This window comes from Bdellovibrio sp. HAGR004 (genome assembly GCF_055397015.1).
In genome coordinates this window covers 2389724-2408782 of the sequence record NZ_AP029176.1, presented here as the reverse complement: position 1 = coordinate 2408782, position 19059 = coordinate 2389724, and the positions used below count along the sequence as shown (strand labels likewise).

The window sequence follows — 19059 nt, the reverse complement described above, 5'->3', positions numbered from 1 at the left end:
GGTCTGGCATTTTTCTGCACACATTTCGTAAAGATAGGTCATGATAGTGATATGAGAATTCTCTACTTCACGGATGGAGCAGGAATTGATCTTCTCGGGATTCGCGAATCTGTTTTGCGCATTCCAGAAGTACTCACCTCTCTACGTCGAGGCCAGGAACAGGCGCGATACGTAGATTTGATGCAGGTGATGTCGTTGCCGGACGAAGAATTTCGTCTGGTCCCTTCTGTATTGAGAAACTACCTGATTAATCTTGTGCAAAGAGGACTGCATCAGCGCTGGATCAACCGTGATCACCGGGCGGATCTTATTCTTCGCCGAATCAACCACAGGAATTTTGCCGAAATCAAAAATGAAGTTCTGAATTTCATTCGTGGAAAAACAGAAGGTAAACCCGTGGCCACGAAAGATCTGCATCTTTTGCATTTCTTCAGTCATATTGAGATCACCATCATTGGTCCGGGTTATGATGAAATCGAAATGTGGCTGCGTCGGGAAATTTCCACTCGCAGTGATATCAAAGTCTTAATTAAAGACGTTATTGCCTCTGATCCTCAGTTGGATTGGTTCTGGCCGCAAGTGTCCGAGGCTATGGTCGCGGATAACGCCCTTATCTAAATAAACAGTAATAAACTACTTAGGAACTCATAGAAAACGCCAAAAAGTTCTCACAACTTGTCCAATCCCACGTAGTTTGACCGGTTTCAAGGGGGGCAAATCCCACGTAAGTGGACCGGCTTTGGGGGAAGTAAATCCCACCTAATTTGACCGGGCAATTGCTTACGTTTTCAGCACATTTTCTCCATCTGATCCCATGCGCTAAGCTGCTGGTTTAACAACCAGACTACAGCAAGGAATACGCATGCGGAAACTCAGAAAAAAGGACTTGGAGAAAATCACAGTGGACCGAAAAATCGTCGAAGGCCTTCGCGAAGGACACTCACTCACCGCACTGACTAAATCAACTGGTAAAGGCAAAGGTTACGTCATAAAAATCCGCGACCAGGCGATAGAGCATGGCTATGTAGCCGTCGCAAACCCAGAGAAGAAAATCTACTGCAAAACCTCAAAAGAAATCCCACCTTACCCAGAGGCGCTGTTTCCGCTGCGCGATGGTCGCAGCGAGAAGGCCATTGAAACGGATGCCATCTTAGATCCCAAGCGCGAATGGATCAAGGAGCGCATTGAACTTGGCTGGAGTCCGCAAAGTATTTTTGAAGAGCTTCCGCTCTCTGTCCCGCGATCTAACTTCTACCGCTACATTCACCGCCACAAACTTATGCGATCCGCACCTGCGCGCAATGTGATGGAGCTTGTTCACTCACCGGGGGAATGTCTGCAGGTGGACTGGGGAAAGCTCTTTGACGTCGTCGATCCTGTCACAAAAAAGAAAAAAACAATTTGGATTTTCGTTGGCGTTCTTGGGCATTCTCGTTACGAGATGGCCCGAGTTGTAGAGAAACTCGACTTTGAAACAACTGCCGAAGTTTTAATAAGCATGTTTGAGGAACTTGGCGGAGTCCCTCGTAAAGTGACTTCTGATAATCCCAAAGTCTTTGTTCATGAGGCATCAAAGCACGAGCCGACGTTGAACCCGGCCTTTGAAAGACTGGCCTCGCACTACGGGTTCGTTGTCGAGGCATTGCCGCCTTATTCTCCAGAGAAAAAAGGCAAAGTGGAGCGAATGGTTCCAATGAAGCGTCGCCTTTTTGAATCCTACGATAAGTCCCAATATTCACTGAGCGGCGCACAGTCACACATGAATAAAAAGATGAGTATCGCCAATGAGAGAAAGCACGGGACTCACCTACAAAAACCTTTGGATGTGTTTCTTAACGATGAAGCCTCGTTGTTAAAGCCTCTTCCTTTATTACGCTACGAAGTGGAAACCATCACTCGCTCAACAGTGAGGTCTGATGGTTATGTTCGCTTTGCAAACAAGTACTACCGAGTAGACACAAGACTCAAAGGCGAAATAGCTTTGGTGATTGGTAATTCAGTTCAAGTAAGTATCTACTGCAACGGTCGACTGTTAGAAGTTTACGAGCGCATCCAAGATAAATTCACAAGTAAAGCCTGTAAAGATCATTACAAGGAGTCTTGGGAGAAGACTCTTCAAGATCATGGTCACTATCTGAAGCAAGCAAAAATTATCGGCGTCAATGTTGAGCGCTTTGTAGGAATTATTTTGGCTCGAGGCGAAGGTTTTGTTGATACACGCAGCGTATGGGGTCTTCTGACGCTGAACAAGAAGTACAGCAATGCCGACATCGACAAGGCCTGCCTTTCAGCGCTGGAGTTATCACAGGTAAATTTAAAAACAGTTCATCAACTATTGAATATTATGGCAAAGCCAAAACCCAAAGCTCCTCGTCATGAGGAGGTTTTATCCGCGCAGACGGTGGGAGGTAAGTTTGCGCGCGACATGAGTGAGTATAAAAACCATTTACGTCTGGTTCATAGCAACCAGGCCCACTGAAAGGAAAGACAGTTATGACAATAGATGTGATACGCGATCAGTTAAAGCAGTTACGAATGCCCGCGGCATCCGCAGAGATCGAGGGTTTAGTTCAAAAAGGAAAACGCAGCCAGGATCTTAAGTGGCTCAGTGAGCTTCTATCCACGGAATTAGATGCAAGGGCAGATAACGCCGTAGAAAAAAGGATTAAGAAAGCGGAGTTCCCAGAGCGAAGAAGCTTTGAGCAGTTCAATTGGGATTTCAATAAAAAACTCCCGCGCGAAAAAATCGAGGATCTGAAAGATTTAAAGTTTATCGAGAACAACGAAATTGCATTGTTTTTGGGAAGTCCCGGCACGGGCAAGAGTCATCTTGCGATTGCTCTTGGGATGAGCGCTGCGCAGGCTGGTCACAGTGTTTTTTGTACGAGTGTAAAAAGACTTGGGACAAAGATCCGTAAAGCGCGCGAGAACAATAAGCTCGATGTTTTATTCAAACAAATTCTAACATCAAAGCTATGGATCTTGGATGACTGGGGCGTCGTAACAATGCCACGAGACGTGAGTGAGGAGATCTTCGATTTATTTGATCGACGCAAGCACAATTCGGCTATGATCTTAACCAGCAACCGCGACGTTGAAGAATGGCCACAAGTTTTTACCGATCCGATCCTGGCAAGTGCTGCCATCGACAGGATGTTCGAGAATGCCCATATTTGCATTTTTGAAGGCCCCAGTCACCGCATGAAGGGACGAATAACTTTCAACGATATTGACAGCGAGTAGAAAGACCAATAAACCCTCAAAAATCAGGTGGTCAAAGTATCTGAAACGAACCCGGTCAAACTAAGTGAAACGGAACACACAACTTAATCTTGAGGATTTTTATGAGTGTATTTGCCAAGGTCCGTCTGTTTAATTTTCTTTCTATCGGTTTGGTGCTGGCTCTTTATGTCTGTATCGGAACCGCATTTTACTATCAGGGCGCACTGAACGCGGCTCATGAATCCAGATTTTTGTCGACGCAATTAGCGCAGCAGATGCGCGATGATTCCGCTGGTTTGACTCGCAATGCGCGCACTTATGTGGTCACGGGTGAAAAGAAGTATGAAGACGCTTACAACCACATCGTGGCCGTACGTAATGGGGAAGCGGCAAGACCTGACGGTCGCACGGTCTCCTCAAAAACGCTGATGCAGGAAGCAGGTTTCACTGCGGAAGAATTCGCCCTTTTGGCTGAAGCCGAACAACATTCCAACGAGTTGGTGAAGACGGAGACGGCGGCAATGAATGCGGTGAAAGGGCTGTTTGCAGATGCTTCCGGCAAATTCACGGTGCATAAAGATCCGGATATGAACTGGGCCCGTCAGTTGATGCACGACGAATCTTATCACAAGTTTGTCGCAACAATCGGTGAGCCGATTGATCAATTCCAAAAAGTGCTGGAGGCCCGTGTTCGCGGTGCAGTTGCGCAGGCCTTGTGGTATGCCAAACTGGCTTTGGGCAGTGTGGCGGTGATGATTATCGCCTTGTCAGTCACGATGTTCATGTCGTCGTTCTCTTTGAAAGAGGGCATTCGTTTGCAGACGGAAGCATTGGCCCGCGCCTATGCACAAATCCGTCGTCTGGTGGCCGATCTTTCCGGTTCCAGCTCGGCCTTGTCCGCAGCCTCCACGGAATCCGCGGCTTCGCTGGAAGAAACCGTGGCTTCTTTGGAAGAACTGACCAGCATGATTAAATTGAATGCTGACAATGCCAAGATCGCTTCGGATGTGTCTCAGGTTTCGAAAAACACGGCGGAAGAGGGCGCACGCGAAATTGAATCCTTGACTCAGTCCATGGGTGAAATCGCAAGATCCTCCAAGAAAATCGAAGAGATCGTGAATCTGATTGATGATATTGCCTTCCAGACAAATCTGCTGGCGTTGAATGCGGCTGTCGAAGCGGCGCGCGCTGGAGAGCAGGGAAAAGGTTTTGCGGTTGTGGCAGAGGCCGTGCGAGCTTTGGCTTTGCGCAGTGCCACTTCGGCCAAAGAGATTTCAACTTTGATCACGGAAAGTGTGGACCAGGTTGAAAGGGGTCAGAAGGTTGCGGAATCCAGTCACGAGGTTTTGAAGAAGATCGTGGATTCGGTGAATCGTGTGGCCAATCTGAACAATGAAATTGCGACGGCCAGCCAGGAGCAAAGCACCGGTGTGTCGCAGATTTCCCAGGCGATGAATCAGTTGGATCAGGCGACGCAAAGTAATGCGTCTTCGTCGGAAACTATTTCTGAAGCGGCGGGCAGTCTGGATCATTCCACTGAAGGTTTGACCGCGACCATTTCAAATCTTGAGACCCTGACGGGTCTTAAGAAATCAGCGTAATTTTATTTATTACAGAAAGCCTCGAAGGAAGATCTGCCTTCGGGGTATTGTTTGCAGACTTTCGCAGCAAAACGGGCTCCGGCCAAGTGCTGTGAAACGGTCCAGTCGAAATCCACTTCCCAGGAACGAATCTTTTTAACGGCTTTACGGCAGGCATCCATCGTCAGACCGTTTCCACAGATATTGACGTGAACTTCGGTATTGGAAATCAACCATTGCAGGAAGGGATGCGGACCCCACAATTGAGCCTGCGAACAAGGCAGACTGATCCCCGCCACTTCGCCGCTGATGTGCCAGGAGGCATACAGTCCGCTGGCGATCATTTCATCCATATAGCTGGTCAGTAAATCCTGGGTGCGTTTTTCCATTTGCGGTCGGCTGATATCCGCAGGTGCACCGACCACTTTCAACAGACGGCAAAGAGCATCTGTGCGAGTGTCTTTAATGGAGCACTTCTTATTGCGGGCGCGATCCATGGCTTTTTCCAGAACGATCTCTTCAAAAGTTTTTCCGAAAGGACGGAAGGCCACCTCGCGATGACGTTGCAGATCCCAGAAAAGATTGCCGGGAATCTCGATGCTCTGACACAGGCGAATGCCACGGTACAGATTGGCGGCCATGGACTCCACCTGAATGGCCAGCAGGGGATTCAGTCCGGCTTCGATCATTTGACAGGTCATAAAGGCCGCACCCATCACGTGATAATTTTTAGCGGCGATCTGCACGGCTTTTTTTCCGGGATATTGAATGCTCAGGATTTTCTTTTTCAGGTCATCGGCGATGTCAGAAGTTTTGGACAGTCCACCAGCGACATAGAAATCCGCATATTGGGAAGGACACACCGTTTGGGTTTCGTTGTCTTCTGTGGTGGTGTACAGCTCATCACTGCGAATACCGCTGTTTTGCAGTTGGATTTCGACATCCTGATTGGCGAAATGCCCCTGGTTTTTATCGTCATGCCCGCACATGCCGATCAAGCTGATGGCCGCATTGGGATTTCCATTGGAATATTTTAAGGCTTTTTCATACAACCAGCCCGGCTTCAAATCAGGGCGATTTTTCCCGGCAACATCACCCAGGCTAGGGCGGCGATGACGGCTGTTGTCGGTGAACGCAGCTTGTTGTTGGCGCGTGTTCATGCGCAAATCGCGATAGAATCTGTAGGCATTTTCCGAAAAACATTTGTTTTGATTGAAGTGCTGTTCAAAGAATAATGCCAGACCGGTGTTGGAAACAGCGACTTCTGCGTCATCAGTGTAGGACTTCAAAGACAGGATGGAATAGTAGCGCTGCAAACCGGATTTCACCCCGGAATTAGGCAGCTTGCTGATCAGGGTCAGGGCAATTTTATCTGCGGAGGTGATATTATTGTTGCCCAGATTCGGTCCTTGATCGGCCGCTGTAGCAGTCAAAGAAAGGCTTAAGGCTCCTGCGAAAAGGAGTCGGGAGAACTGTTTCAAATTGAGATATCTTTTATAAACCAATCCCATACAGGTTTGTTCAGCAATTCCAGGACCGGGACGGCAAGAAGCAGGGCGGTTTTAAGCTCTCCAAAGGTGTCTAAAGTGCCCAAAAGCGGCTGTGGATAGAGCGGCCTCTCGGCTCCTACCACCGCTCCGGTTCTTCGCTGCGTTGAAAATGCAAAAGGCGGAAAATATTCTTGACGGTTTTTTTGAATCTCTCAGTGGCATTCTGCTGGGCGATCTGGATGTTCTTCTGAAAAAAAGTGGATTCAATGTTTTCAATAGCGCCAATGGGCTGTTGGCTTGTTTGCGGGGCTTTTATCTGCGGGGAGGGCATTCTTATGACAATCTTCAGGCATTTTGTTCGGCACACAACAAGATGAAGTGCCGGAAGGAAAGCAATCTGGTGTTCAGGTAACAAAATGGGTCTAAAGTGATCCAAATCAAGGTTTGCGTGGGAACAATCGGATAGTTTGTTGGGCATGATTGAAAATAAACTATCCGTTCATCGACTTCCCGGCACATTTCTTATGTGGCTGATTCTTCTTAATGAATTTCTGGTGTTCGCGGGGCTTATTGTGGCCTGTGCGCTTTTCCGTGTGCGCGAAAAAGAGCTTTTTATCAGCTCGACAGGACATCTGAATCTGCAATCGGGAATCAAGGCGACATTGTTTTTGCTCGTCGGGGGATATTTCGCCGCAGAATTTATCAAATACTCTGAAAAGAAGGGCTCCAAAAGAGCGGTCGCGGGACTGCTCGCCGCCATTGTCGCGGGATTTTTATTTTTACATCACAAGTGGCAGGATCTGGGGGCGCTCAGTGCGCAAGGATTCGATTTTGCCAGGGATGATTTCTGGCTTTTTTATTGGGGCATTATGACTTTTCACTTTGCCCATGTGCTGGTGGCGGTGGGGATTTTACTTTATATCCTGTTTGCCTATCTAAAGAGCGAAAAAATATCAGAGGAAAACTCCCGCTTTTTTGCCTCCGGCGTGCTGTTCTGGCATCTGTGTGACGTGATTTGGGTGATGATTTTTCCGCTGTTTTTCTGGAGGCCTTAGGTGAATATTCTAATTTTGCTGATGCTTGTAGGGTTGGTGATGATGACTGCTTTCACATCATCCTTCCCAACGCTTTTGTTCTTGGCATTTTTAAAGGCGCTTCTGATTTTCTGGTTCTTTATGGAACTAAAAACCGCCAAACACTGGGGCCTGCTGGGATCAGCAGGGATCGGTGTGTTTTTTATGGTGATTTATCTGTTGCGCTAACTACAGCGCAAAGAACGGTTCGATTTCCACGGGGTTTTCGTTGTTCGGGTGCAGGAAGGCCGGGATTTCGCCATCGGGCGGAAGCAGCAGGTAAACTCCAAAAGGCATCTTCGCGGAAATCCAGTTGCGGGGACGGCGATAGATGAACTCAGAACGAGTTTGAGTGTAAAGCAGGAACTCATTTTCCTTGGCATCATCAAAGGCCTTCCACAGAAGACTTTCAAAAATGTCGCCATTATCCGCAAACAGGAAATTCAAATATTTGAAATTAAATCCGGCTTCAATTTTCAGTCGGGAATAAGGCTTGGTCAGCGTACGCGTCCACCCCAGCATTTTGCCAAACTTCAAAAACTGACGGAAATTGTGCGCGCGCAGGGAGTATTGCATCGGAATAAACTCCTGCATGCCCCCTGCGGACCACGGAGCCACGCAGCCCACGATATTTTCGTTTTTGTCGAAGGCAATAATAAAATCTTCCAGCTTCAGACCTTTCCAGCGTTCTAGTTTGTCGAAGAAGCTGGGAACATCCCAGGTCGTTGCCAGATCCCGTTGCCGGGACTTTTGCGTGATATAATGAATTAAAGCATCGACATTCGCCGGACTGCCCCGACGCATGCGCAGGTGAGGCAGGGGATTTTTCGCCCAAGGCAATCTTCCGTGCACCGACACCATGTTAAAGCGGCGGAACAGATGATAGTTGGGAAGCGGGCGTTTTAAAGTGCGCGGACGGACAAAGGCATTCAGAGCCTGCACGTCAGCCATGCTCATCACAGAAAACAGATATTTGCTTCCCAAAGTCTGGGACACTTCGTTCATGACGGGCAGAAAGTGCTGGGACCACTCCAGAACCGCCCGGCGGTTGGAGGAAATACGCAGATCGCGTCCGAAGGCCACCCTGGTGATGCTTCCGTCCAGCAGAACATCACGGACTACGAAGCTGGCCATGCCCTCAAGTTTTCCTTCATCGTCCTTAAGCTGATAAGTCAGGTACTGCTCGGCCTGCACATCGTAGGGAGCAAAAAAGTCACCATCGCGATCAATTTTGATTTCAACCAGGCCTTTGAGTGGAAAACTTTTATAGAACTCCACCAGTGCTTTGGAGTCCTCGGGTTGGGCAATCTCAAGTTTCATTTAAGTCTTCTTCCAAAGAACATCCGACACGCCATTTTTCTGATTGGCCCAGCGAGCAGCCACAAAAAGATAATCACTCAGACGATTGAGGTACTGCAAGGTATTGCTGTAGCGTTCGTCATGCACGGCGATCTCTGCGGAACGGCGTTCACTGCGGCGACACAAAGTGCGCGCTACATGCAGGTGCGCAGCCGCCGGGTGGCCCGCCGGCAAAATGAAATTGCGCAGTTCGGGAAGCTCGACAGTCAGTTCGTCTATTTGGGTTTCCAGATAGCGGATCTGTTCATCCGTGATCGGAGGTAATAATTTAAAGACTTCGTCTTTTTCGGTGGCCAGCAGACTTCCGATGTTGAAAAGCTCATTTTGGATCTTTTCCAGAGTGGCATTGAGAGCTGACATGGCCGGCAGGGGATCCAGATGCGTACGAACCACGCCCAGATAGCTGTTTAATTCATCCACAGTCCCATAGGCTTCCACGCGCGGATTGAATTTTTCAACACAGGAGCCATCCACCAAGCGGGTGTTGCCTTTGTCGCCGGTGCGCGTATAAATTTTTGCCTTGGGAGCATTCGTCATAGATTTGACCCTTCTTGTATTTAGTGTCACGGTTAAGGTCTATTAGGTCAAGAAGTGAGAGTGTTATGGCAAATGAAGTCCCCTTGATTGTGACGATCCCCCATTCTGGTGAAAAAGTTCCGGCACAGACGCCGTGGCTGAATACTTTACCTGAAGAAGTTTTGATGTGTGACGTCGATCGTTATGTGGACTTTTTGTATGAACCCACTTTGCACAAGTTGAAAATCCCGTTTGTGAAGACGGAGTGGCATCGATATGCCGCCGATCTGAATCGTGTGCCCGAGGATGTGGACGCAAGTTCCGTGATCGGCAACAGCAATCCGGCGGGAATGCACAATCGTGGTTTTCACTGGGTGATCACAACTTATAAGCATCAGTTGATGCCAGGACCCATGCCACAGCAGACTCACGATGAACTGGTGAAACTTGTCTATGAACCTTTCCATGCCGGAGTTCGCAAGCTTTATTCGGATCTTCATGCCCAAGGTTTTACGAAAACTTATCACATCGACGCGCACAGCATGCCTTCTGTCGGGACCAGTGAGCACCGCGATCCGGGCGAGTTGAGAGCGGATATCGTTGTCAGTGACAGCAAAGGGAAGAGTTGTGATCCGCGCTTCAAGGATCTGGTGATTGCGGCCTATGCGACGGCAGGCTTCAAAGTCGGCTATAATTGGCCGTACTTTGGCGGTCGTGTCACAGAGCAGTATGGTGATCCCAAACGTGAACAGCATACGCTGCAGGTGGAGCTCAATCGCTCGCTGTACATGGATGAAAAGACCAAAAAGCTCAAGCCCGAGGAAGCTCGCAAGGTGCAGGATAAACTGCTCGCAGCAGTAAGTTATGTCCGCAACAATTTGCTGCATATAACGTAGGGCGTCGAAAAGCCAAAAAGCATGGTCTTAAAAGCCGATCTAAATTATTGATAGCTATTCGAAAATTAATATTTTCTGGTGACCGAATTGATTTGGTTGTCGGAATAGATGGCTCTCAATAAGGTTTGGATAAGACCCCTATGTCCCAAAAGTCTCTTATAAAAAGAATCAACAAGCCCTTGGCTTCCTTAAAGCTGGCCGTTTTTATTATCGTGTCCATGGCGGCGATCACGGCTGTCGGAACTTTTGTTGAAGCAAAATACGACGCCTATGCCGCAAAAAAATTAGTTTACGACACCTGGTACATGTACAGCGTGCTGGGGCTTTTGGTGATCAATCTGACGGCGGTGATGGTGGATCGTCTGCCTTGGAAAAAGCGTCACGTGGCTTTCGTACTGGCTCACATCGGGATTATTATTTTGTTGGCAGGCTCTTGGTTGACATGGAAATGGGGCCTGGATGGCTCGATGCGTGTGGGTATTGGGGAAAGCAATAACTTCGTGCAGACCGCAGAAACCGACATGGTGGTGTACACCTCTTTCGACGGCGACCGCTATTCCAAGACACTGGAACAGGAAGTGGACTTCTTCCGCTATCCGCCAACACGGGAAAAACCTTTTGTCATTCCGGCCTATGAAGGCGAAATCAAAGTTGTCGATTACAAGAAATACGTTGTTCCTTCGCGCAAAGTTGTAGAGGGGGAAGTTGGCAAGGCGGGGGCGGGTCTGCGCTTCCAGCTGCAAAATGACAATGTGAACGTGATCGAATGGATCGTTCAGAAAAAGCCAAACGCACTGGCCAGCCATAATTTCGGTCCGGCGCAGATCTTCCTGGGGCCGGCTCCGGAAAAGCCTCGTGGAGCCAATGAAGTCTTTCTGACTCCGGAAAAAGATGGTCTTCGCTATGTGGTTTTCCAAAAAGATTCTGCCAAGCCTTTGAAGAAGGGCTTTGTGAAAGAAGGCGACGTGTTTGATCCGGGCTTTAAGATGGCCTTGCAGTTCCGTGTTCTGCGTTTTATGCCGGCCGCGATGGAAGACTGGGATCTCAATGACATGCCTCGTCCGACGCCGCTGACGACCTCAGCGGTGAAAATCATTTTCGACGGCAAGGAGCACTGGGTGCTCTTGAATGATATGGTGAAACTTTTCACCAACAATGCTGTCTATCTTTTGACCTATGGCAATCGCCGTATCGACATCAACTTTCCGCTGAAGCTAAAAAGCTTCAATGTGGCCCGCTATCAGGGCACGATGAGAGCGGCGGCCTACGAAAGCGTTGTCGAGGTTCCTGAATTGGGTGAGCATCTGATCTCTATGAATGAGCCTTTGAAGTACAAAGGTCTGACTATTTATCAGGCCAGCTTCCAGGAGGAGGAAGGTCGCCCGGTGGCGTCCATCTTCTCGGTGAATCACGATCCGGGGCGCTTCCTGAAGTATCTGGGGTCTCTGGTGCTGTCACTGGGGATTGTTTTGTTAATGTGGTTTAAGCATCTGGATTTCAAACTCGCTCGCAGTAAAGCGGCAGGGAAAAACGAATGAAAAAATTAATGCTCGTTATCGCATCATTGTTGGTGAGCTTCGGAGCTGTGGCAAAGCCGGGGGACGCGTTGAAGTCTTTGCCGGTTCAGGACGGCGGCCGTATCAAACCTTATGACAGCTTTTCCAAGGAAATGCTGGAGATCATCTATGGCAAAACGAAGTTTGAAGGTCGCAACGCGACTGAAATCGTATTGACCTGGATGCTTTCTCCGCAAGCTTGGGAAGGTAAAAAGATCTTTGAGGTGCGCAACCATCAGGTCCTGAAGGCTTTGAATTTGCCAAGTGATCAGCGTTACTTCACCGGAGCTGAATTATTCGCCGGGGATCGCTTCACGCTGCTTCGTCAGGAGCTTCAGGCCAAGCGTGAGACCAAAGAAAAGCTGGATCCTTATTTCCAGGCGTTGCAGCGTTTGGAAAATCAGTTCTTTATCTTCCAGGAAATCGCTGCGGGTCGAATGCTGAAAGTGGTTCCTCCCAAAGAAGGCGACGCGTGGATCGCGGTGGCAGACTTGCCAGAACCTTTGCAGGAAAAGTTCCTGGATGTGACCAAGGCCTTTGTGACTCACTTGGGGGCCATTGCGTCTCAAGGGGATCAAAGTGCGACAGGCAAAGCTTTGGATGAAGCGGTTGTGAAGTTTGAAGAAGTGGCTAAGGCGGAGAACCCGGCTTTGTACACGGTCGGTGGCAAGATTGCTGCAGAAGTTCACTACAATGATTTCCATCCGTTCCGCTGGGCCTACATCTTCTACTTCCTGGCTTTCACAGTTCTGTTGTTGGTTTGGACGTTGAGCAAAGAGTCCCTGATGAAGGTGGCTTGGGTTCTGATTGGCATTGGTTTTATCCTGAACACTTACGGCTTTGGTGTGCGCATGTACATCATGGATCGAGCGCCGGTGTCGAACATGTATGAAACTGTCGTCTGGGTGGCCTGGGGCACAGTGTTGTTTGCGGCGATTCTGGAGCTTATCTATAAGTATCGTTTGATTTTGATGGCAGGGACCTTGGTGGGGGCGTTCGGGTTGGTGATTGCCGACTTTGCGCCGGCTGTTTTGGATCCGACCTTACAGCCTTTGGAGCCTGTGTTGCGCAGTAACTACTGGCTGACCATCCACGTGATGACTATCACTATCAGTTACGCAGCCTTCTTCCTGGCGTTTGGCTTGGGGGATATTGGTTTGATTTATTATCTGCGTGGTGAGGAAAAATTCCAGCCGCAGATCAAAGCGATCACTATGAGTATTTATCGCGCGATGCAAATCGGTGTCGCGTTCCTGGCGCCGGGAATCATCCTGGGCGGTATCTGGGCGGACTATTCGTGGGGCCGTTTCTGGGGTTGGGACCCGAAAGAAACATGGGCTTTGATCGCGCTTCTGGGGTACCTCGCGGTTCTTCATGCTCGCTATGCGGGGATGTTGAAGCATTTTGGAATGGTAGTGACAGCAATTATCACTTTCTCTTTGGTGATCATGGCTTGGTATGGAGTGAACTTTGTGCTTGGCGCAGGGCTTCATTCTTACGGCTTTGGTGCTGGAGGCGTGGAGTATGTGTCTGCTTTCGTGGCAGTTCATATCTTGTTTGTGATTTATGTCAGTGTAGTTAGACAAGGGAAAGGGAAAAAGGCTGCGAAGTAGTCTGAAACTGGCTTGCACATTTTTTGGGCGAAAGGTGCCTGAGTCTCCTTCTTTTTCATTTTGTTTGCAAAAAGAATATGGACAACTGGACTTTTACACCATTAAATAGGAGCAAACTAAAATTAGGACAGCATTCGTTTGTCTTTGGCCCACATCGTAATGAGTTAGCGAAGGATGATTATGCATCGGGTATTCAAAAGAACAGCGGCGGGCGCAATTGCGTTTATTGGCGCGCTCATGGTTACAACACTTCTCACAGGCTGCAAATTCCAGCCAGGTTGGGGATATAATAAAGGATACGCTCCAGAACAGCCGATTCCTTTTGATCACTCCCTGCATGCCGGTACACACAAAATTCAGTGTCAGTACTGCCACAACCAGATTGAGAGAACAAAGCATGCAAACATTCCTGCACTGTCAACGTGCATGAACTGTCACTTGCAGGTGGCGACGGATAAGCCGAACATTCAAAAGCTTCGTGAAGCTTATGACAACGGTGACTCCATCGAATGGACACGCGTTCACATGCTTCCTGACTTTGTTCACTTCAACCACAATGCGCACATTGCAAAAGGTGTGAACTGTCAGACGTGCCACGGTCCGATTGAGACTATGGCGAAAGTTCAACAGTTCTCTGACTTGTCCATGGGTTGGTGTGTGAACTGTCACCGTCAGCCAGAGAACAAGGCTCCTCTTAACTGCTCAACTTGTCACTACTAAGGGTTTGGTACAATGTCTGAACATCATCATGATCATGATCACGATCTAGAAATGAAAAAAGCGCTTCGCCCGAAAGTGGAGCGCGATACAAAATACTGGAACAGTCTTGAGCAATGGAGCAACGATCCAGAGTTCAACAAGATTGCCTCTACGGAATTCCAGTCCTCTCCTTTGCGTGAGGCGGATGACGAAGGCGGTTGGGCACGTCGTGAGTTCCTGAAACTTATGGGTGCATCTATTGCAATGGCGTCTGCGGGTTGTATCCGTCGTCCAGTGCAAAAAATCGTTCCTTACAACAAGCAACCTGAAGAAGTGACTTTGGGTATTGCGAACTACTATTCCTCTGCTTATTTTGATGGTTCCGATGCTTTGGGTGTTTTGATTAAAACACGCGAAGGTCGTCCTATTAAAATCGAAGGCAACCCTGGTAATCCATTCAGCGTCAGTGGCTTGAGCATCCGTTCTCAAGCTTCTTTGATGTCTTTGTATGATCCTGAAAGACTGAAAGGCCCTCAGCGCAATCTTTTCAACGAAAAGAAATCCAACAGCCAGGTGATCGACACCAAGTGGGAAGAGCTGGATAAAAAAGTTGTTGAGCAACTTAAAAAAGGTGACGTTGTTATCCTGACAGGTAACGTGGCGTCTCCGGCGACTCGCGCTGTGATCGGTGATTTCGCACAAGGTTTCAAAGCGAAACACGTGGTTTGGGAAGCTTTGGCAAACGACGATGTTCGTGAGGGGCAAATCGCTTCTTACGGCGACAACGTGGTTCCGGCATTCCGCTTTGATAAAGCGAAAATGATCGTTTCCATCGATGCAGACTTCCTGGGTACTTGGATCTCTCCAACAGCGTTCACCAATCAGTTTGTTGAAGGTCGTAAAGACATCAAAAACATGAATCGTTTGGTTTCTTTTGATTCCAACTATTCTTTGACAGGCGCTAATGCGGACATCCGCATGAAAATCAAGCCGTCCCAGCAACTTGATGTTGTGATGGGTCTTCTTCATGAAATCATCGTGAAGAAGGGCGTTTCTGCACACGCTGGCAACGGCGCTGTGAAAGCGGCTTTGGCTCCATTTGCGGATGTGGCTAAAAAGCTGAATGTGGAACCGGCATTGTTCGCGAAAGTGGCTGCGGATCTTTGGGCTAACCAAGGTTCTTCTTTGGTTGTGGCAGGTGGTATCACCACTCTGACTGAAAAATCCAAAGAACTTCAGGTGGCTGTAAACTTCCTGAACTCCATCCTGGGTAACGACGGTAAAACTGTTGACCACAAAGGTGGAAACCCGGCTCACAAAGCTTCTTACTCTGATCTTGCAAATCTGATCGCGGACATGAAAGGTGGCAAAGTTAAAACTTTGATCATCCACCGTGTGAATCCGGCGTTCGTATTGCCTGCGGAAATGGGCTTTGCAGATGCAGTTAAAAAAGTCGACATGGTTATCTACACAGGCGACCGTATCGATGAAACAGGTGTGTACGCGGACTACATCACTCCAGACAACCACGCGTTGGAATCTTGGAGCGATATGGAGTTGGCTGCGGGTGTTTACAGCATCTGCCAACCAGCTATCCGTCCAATGTACGACACTCGTTCGTTCCAGTTGTCTTTGATGACTTGGGCTTACCTTGCAAATCAAGGTCCGGCTCGTCTTCGCGACTACGAAACGTTCTATGACTATCTTCGTGTGTTCTGGAAGTCAGACATCTATCCGAAGTATGGCAAAGGTCAGAACTTCGAAGACTTCTGGCAGTCCGTTCTGCAAAAAGGTTATGTGGGCGAGTTGAACTCCGGTTCTTCCGCGCGCTCCTTCAAGTTGGATGCTTTCACATCCATCAAGCCGGCAGCGGCTAAAGAAGGCTTTGAATTGGCTCTTTATGCAACTTCTCAGCACGGCGATGGTTCCTTGGCGAACGTTTCCTGGTTGCATGAACTTCCAGATCCAGTGACCAAAGCTGTTTGGGACAACTACGTGATGGTTTCTTTGGCGACTGCCGAGAAACACGGTTTGAAACAGGCCACTGTTGTTGAGCTGACTGTAGGGGATAAAACTCTAGAGCTTCCAGTGTTGATCCAACCGGGTCTGCATGACGATGTCCTTGCTGTGGCAGTGGGCTTCGGTCGTACACGCGCTGGTAAAGTTGGTAACGGCATCGGTAAGAACGCCTTCGCTGTTATGTCTGCAAAAGACGGCAAAGTTTTGGCTGCCGGTCTGACTGCGACCTTCAAGAAAACTTCCAAGAAGTATGAACTTGCGATCACGCAAGGTCACCACACAATGGAAGGCCGCACGATCGCGGTTGAAGCGACATTGGCTGATTACAATAAAAAGAAATCTACGGGCATCCCGCATCCTCACGTATGGTCCATCTGGTCCGGCCACGAATACAGTGGTCACAAGTGGGGTATGGCAGTAGATCTTCACTCTTGCACAGGCTGTTCTTCTTGCGTGATTGCATGTCAATCCGAGAACAACATCCCAGTTGTAGGTAAGAGATACGTTATCGAAGGCCGTGAAATGCACTGGTTGCGTATTGACCGTTACTACATCGGCAATCCAGCAGATGCAGAAGCTGTCTTCCAGCCGGTGATGTGCCAACACTGTGACAATGCTCCGTGCGAGACGGTCTGTCCGGTTCTGGCGACAGTTCACTCTGACGAGGGTCTGAACGACATGGTTTACAACCGTTGCGTGGGAACTCGTTACTGCGCGAATAACTGCCCTTACAAAGTTCGTCGTTTCAACTGGTTCAACTATGCGAAGTTGATCGAAAAGCCGTTGCACATGGCTTTGAACCCATCCGTGGGCGTTCGTACTCGCGGGGTGATGGAAAAATGTACATTCTGCGTTCAAAGAATCCAGGATGCAAAAACCGTTGCTCGTAATGAAAAACGTCAGTTGAAAGACGGGGACGTTAAGGTTGCCTGCCAAACTGCATGTCCTGCAGGTGGTATCGTATTCGGTGACTTGAACGATCCAAACAGTGCTGTAGCTAAGATCTTCAAAACTGAAGAGCGTGGTTATGCACTTCTTGAAGAATGGCATGCGAAACCATCGGTTCGCTACCTTTCCAAGATCCGTAACAATGATAAAGAATCAACTGGTGATCAAAAAGGTCACGGTACTGCAAAACAAGGTGAGCACTCATGATGAAGCGTAGCCCATTAGTCCTTGGCAATAAAACTTTGAAAGATGTTACTGACGACATCTGCGCTCCAGTGGAACGCTTCCCATCCAAAGGTTGGATGGGAATGTTCCTGGGTGCGAAGACGTTGCTTCTGTTCTATATCGGTATCCTGGCTTCCGTAGTCGGTGTGGGTATCGGTCTTCTGGGGGTGAACAGCCCGGTGTTCTGGGGTACGATGATCGTTACGTTCGTATTCTGGATCGGTATCGGTCACGCCGGTACTTTGATTTCCGCGGTTCTGTTCCTGTTCCGTCAAAAGTGGAGAACTTCCGTAGCGCGTACCGCAGAGGCGATGACCGTCTTCGCGGTTATGACCGCAGGTCTGTTCCCGCTGTTGCACACCGGTCGTCCTTGGTTGGATTACTGGTTGTTCCCGTACCCGAATCAACGTGGTCCATTGTGGGTGAACTTCCGTTCTCCGCTTCTTTGGGACGTTTTCGCGGTCTCCACTTACGCGACAGTTTCCATGGTGTTCTGGTACATCGGTTTGGTTCCTGACTTTGCAACTATCAAGGACCGTGCGAAAAACAAACTTCGCCGTACTGTTTACGGTGCGTTGTCTTTGGGTTGGAGAGGCACTGCGAAGAACTGGTCCCACTACGAAATGGTTTACCTGCTTCTGGCAGGTCTTTCCACTCCGCTGGTTTTGTCCGTTCACACGATCGTATCCTTCGACTTCGCGGTTTCTAACTTGCCAGGTTGGCACACGACGATCTTCCCTCCATACTTCGTTGCCGGTGCGATCTTCTCCGGTTTCGCGATGGTTGTGACCCTGATGACTTTGGTTCGTATCGGATTCCCTGAATTCAAGAACTACGTCACTTTGGATCATATGGAAGTGATGAATAAAATCATCATGACCACAGGTATGCTGGTTGGTTACGCGTACGCGTCTGAGTTCTTCATTGCTTGGTACTCTGGCAACCAATACGAACGTTTTGTGTTTATTAACCGTGCGTTCGGTCCTTACGGCTGGTCTTACTGGATCATGGTGTCTTGTAACGTTATCTTCCCGCAGTTGTTCTGGTTCCGTAAGTTCCGTCGCTCCATCCCTGTGATGTTCGTGGTGTCCTTGCTGGTGAATGTGGGCATGTGGTTCGAGCGTTTCGTGATCACTGTGACTTCCTTGCACAGAGACTTCCTGCCTTCTTCATGGGGTATGTACGCTTGGTCATGGTTCGATACCGGGGTTCTGGTTGGTTCCTTCGGTATGTTCCTGACATTGTTCTTGTTGTATCTAAGATTGTTCCCTGCGGTTTCTATCGCAGAAGTGAAGCCCGTATTGCATGTAGGCTACGACGATAAAGGAGGGCACCACTAATGGCTAAATATACTAAAGGTATTGCTGGTATCTGGTTGGAAGAGGCGCAAATCCTGAAAGCAGTTCGCAAAACTCGCGAAGCTGGCTTCAAGAAGTTCGAAGCGATCTCTGCTTATCCTATCCACGGTATGGAAGAGGCTGCGGGTATCAAACGCTCCTGGATTCCGTATGTGGCCTTCGTGATGGCGGTTGTCGGTTTGGGTGGCGGTCTTTGGCTGACCTGGTGGACATCTGCGGTGGACTGGGCTGTGAACGTGGGCGGTAAGCCGTTCTTCAGCTTGCCGGCATTCGTGCCTATCATGTTCGAATTGACGATCTTGTTCTCGGCATTGTCCTCTGTAGCGGCTTTGTTCTATGCTTGCGGTATTCCGCGCTTGGATCCTCCTGTGATTGATCCGGACCTAAGCTGCCACAAATTTGCGATCTTTATCCCGCACAATGATACCGGTTACGACGAAGCGAAAATTGAACAGATGTTCAAAGAGCTGGGCGCAACTGAAGTGAAGAAGACGGAGTACTAGAA

The 19059-nt window shown here is 48.8% G+C and carries 17 protein-coding genes; 14 read left to right on the top strand and 3 right to left on the bottom strand.

Annotation, left to right across the window (positions count from 1 at the left end; genetic code table 11):
* The first annotated feature begins 51 nt into the window (after positions 1-51).
* The 4 genes from ACZ5ZV_RS12035 (at position 52) to ACZ5ZV_RS12020 (ending at position 4823) form a co-directional block, all read left to right on the top strand.
* Positions 52-618, top strand: coding sequence for a hypothetical protein (locus tag ACZ5ZV_RS12035; RefSeq protein ID WP_464117242.1), 567 nt, complete (start codon positions 52-54; stop codon positions 616-618).
* Between the two features lie 244 nt (positions 619-862).
* Positions 863-2479: an IS21 family transposase gene (gene istA, locus ACZ5ZV_RS12030; protein WP_464117241.1), complete on the top strand. Its 1617-nt coding sequence runs from the start codon at positions 863-865 to the stop codon at positions 2477-2479.
* Between the two features lie 14 nt (positions 2480-2493).
* Complete coding sequence (gene istB / locus ACZ5ZV_RS12025) at positions 2494-3243, top strand: IS21-like element helper ATPase IstB (RefSeq protein ID WP_464117240.1); 750 nt, start codon at positions 2494-2496, stop codon at positions 3241-3243.
* A 101-nt stretch (positions 3244-3344) separates the two neighbouring features.
* Positions 3345-4823 (top strand): methyl-accepting chemotaxis protein, encoded by a 1479-nt coding sequence (locus ACZ5ZV_RS12020; RefSeq protein ID WP_464117239.1) that lies wholly within the window; start codon positions 3345-3347, stop codon positions 4821-4823.
* 2 nt (positions 4824-4825) lie between these two features.
* Here ACZ5ZV_RS12020 and ACZ5ZV_RS12015 read toward each other — a convergent pair whose 3' ends face one another.
* The gene (locus ACZ5ZV_RS12015) at positions 4826-6283 is read right to left on the bottom strand and encodes a hypothetical protein (RefSeq protein WP_464117238.1); all 1458 of its coding nucleotides are present in this window, start codon (positions 6281-6283) and stop codon (positions 4826-4828) included.
* Positions 6284-6461: 178 nt separating this feature from the next.
* Here ACZ5ZV_RS12015 and ACZ5ZV_RS12010 point away from each other — a divergent pair, with 178 nt between their 5' ends.
* The 3 genes from ACZ5ZV_RS12010 (at position 6462) to ACZ5ZV_RS12000 (ending at position 7554) form a co-directional block, all read left to right on the top strand.
* The gene (locus ACZ5ZV_RS12010) at positions 6462-6704 is read left to right on the top strand and encodes a hypothetical protein (RefSeq protein WP_464117237.1); all 243 of its coding nucleotides are present in this window, start codon (positions 6462-6464) and stop codon (positions 6702-6704) included.
* A 64-nt stretch (positions 6705-6768) separates the two neighbouring features.
* Positions 6769-7347: a cytochrome c oxidase subunit 3 family protein gene (locus tag ACZ5ZV_RS12005; protein WP_464117236.1), complete on the top strand. Its 579-nt coding sequence runs from the start codon at positions 6769-6771 to the stop codon at positions 7345-7347.
* Positions 7348-7554: a hypothetical protein gene (locus tag ACZ5ZV_RS12000; protein ID WP_464117235.1), complete on the top strand. Its 207-nt coding sequence runs from the start codon at positions 7348-7350 to the stop codon at positions 7552-7554.
* Here ACZ5ZV_RS12000 and ACZ5ZV_RS11995 read toward each other — a convergent pair whose 3' ends face one another.
* Both ACZ5ZV_RS11995 and ACZ5ZV_RS11990 read right to left on the bottom strand, forming a co-directional pair.
* Positions 7555-8685 (bottom strand): hypothetical protein, encoded by a 1131-nt coding sequence (locus ACZ5ZV_RS11995; RefSeq protein WP_464117234.1) that lies wholly within the window; start codon positions 8683-8685, stop codon positions 7555-7557.
* Positions 8686-9261: a cob(I)yrinic acid a,c-diamide adenosyltransferase gene (locus ACZ5ZV_RS11990; RefSeq protein ID WP_464117233.1), complete on the bottom strand. Its 576-nt coding sequence runs from the start codon at positions 9259-9261 to the stop codon at positions 8686-8688.
* Between the two features lie 65 nt (positions 9262-9326).
* On the opposite strand from ACZ5ZV_RS11990, the gene ACZ5ZV_RS11985 reads away from it, so the two are divergent.
* The 7 genes from ACZ5ZV_RS11985 (at position 9327) to ACZ5ZV_RS11955 (ending at position 19057) form a co-directional block, all read left to right on the top strand.
* Positions 9327-10136 carry an N-formylglutamate amidohydrolase gene (locus ACZ5ZV_RS11985; protein WP_464117232.1) on the top strand — a complete coding sequence of 270 codons (810 nt, stop codon included), beginning with the start codon at positions 9327-9329 and terminating at the stop codon, positions 10134-10136.
* A gap of 140 nt (positions 10137-10276) precedes the next feature.
* Positions 10277-11674, top strand: coding sequence for a cytochrome c biogenesis ResB family protein (locus tag ACZ5ZV_RS11980; RefSeq protein WP_464117231.1), 1398 nt, complete (start codon positions 10277-10279; stop codon positions 11672-11674).
* Entirely contained in the window at positions 11671-13305 is a 1635-nt protein-coding gene (locus ACZ5ZV_RS11975; RefSeq protein WP_464117230.1) for a cytochrome c biogenesis protein, read from the top strand. Before ACZ5ZV_RS11980 ends, ACZ5ZV_RS11975 begins: the two co-directional genes overlap by 4 nt.
* A gap of 237 nt (positions 13306-13542) precedes the next feature.
* The gene (locus ACZ5ZV_RS11970) at positions 13543-14025 is read left to right on the top strand and encodes a cytochrome c3 family protein (protein ID WP_464117229.1); all 483 of its coding nucleotides are present in this window, start codon (positions 13543-13545) and stop codon (positions 14023-14025) included.
* A 12-nt stretch (positions 14026-14037) separates the two neighbouring features.
* On the top strand, positions 14038-17178 hold the full coding sequence (locus tag ACZ5ZV_RS11965; protein WP_464117228.1) for a TAT-variant-translocated molybdopterin oxidoreductase: 3141 nt from the start codon (positions 14038-14040) through the stop codon (positions 17176-17178).
* On the top strand, positions 17175-18536 hold the full coding sequence (gene nrfD / locus ACZ5ZV_RS11960; RefSeq protein WP_464117227.1) for an NrfD/PsrC family molybdoenzyme membrane anchor subunit: 1362 nt from the start codon (positions 17175-17177) through the stop codon (positions 18534-18536). Before ACZ5ZV_RS11965 ends, nrfD begins: the two co-directional genes overlap by 4 nt.
* Complete coding sequence (locus tag ACZ5ZV_RS11955; protein ID WP_464117226.1) at positions 18536-19057, top strand: DUF3341 domain-containing protein; 522 nt, start codon at positions 18536-18538, stop codon at positions 19055-19057. The genes nrfD and ACZ5ZV_RS11955 overlap by 1 nt, the downstream gene beginning before the upstream one ends.
* Positions 19058-19059: the final 2 nt, after the last annotated feature.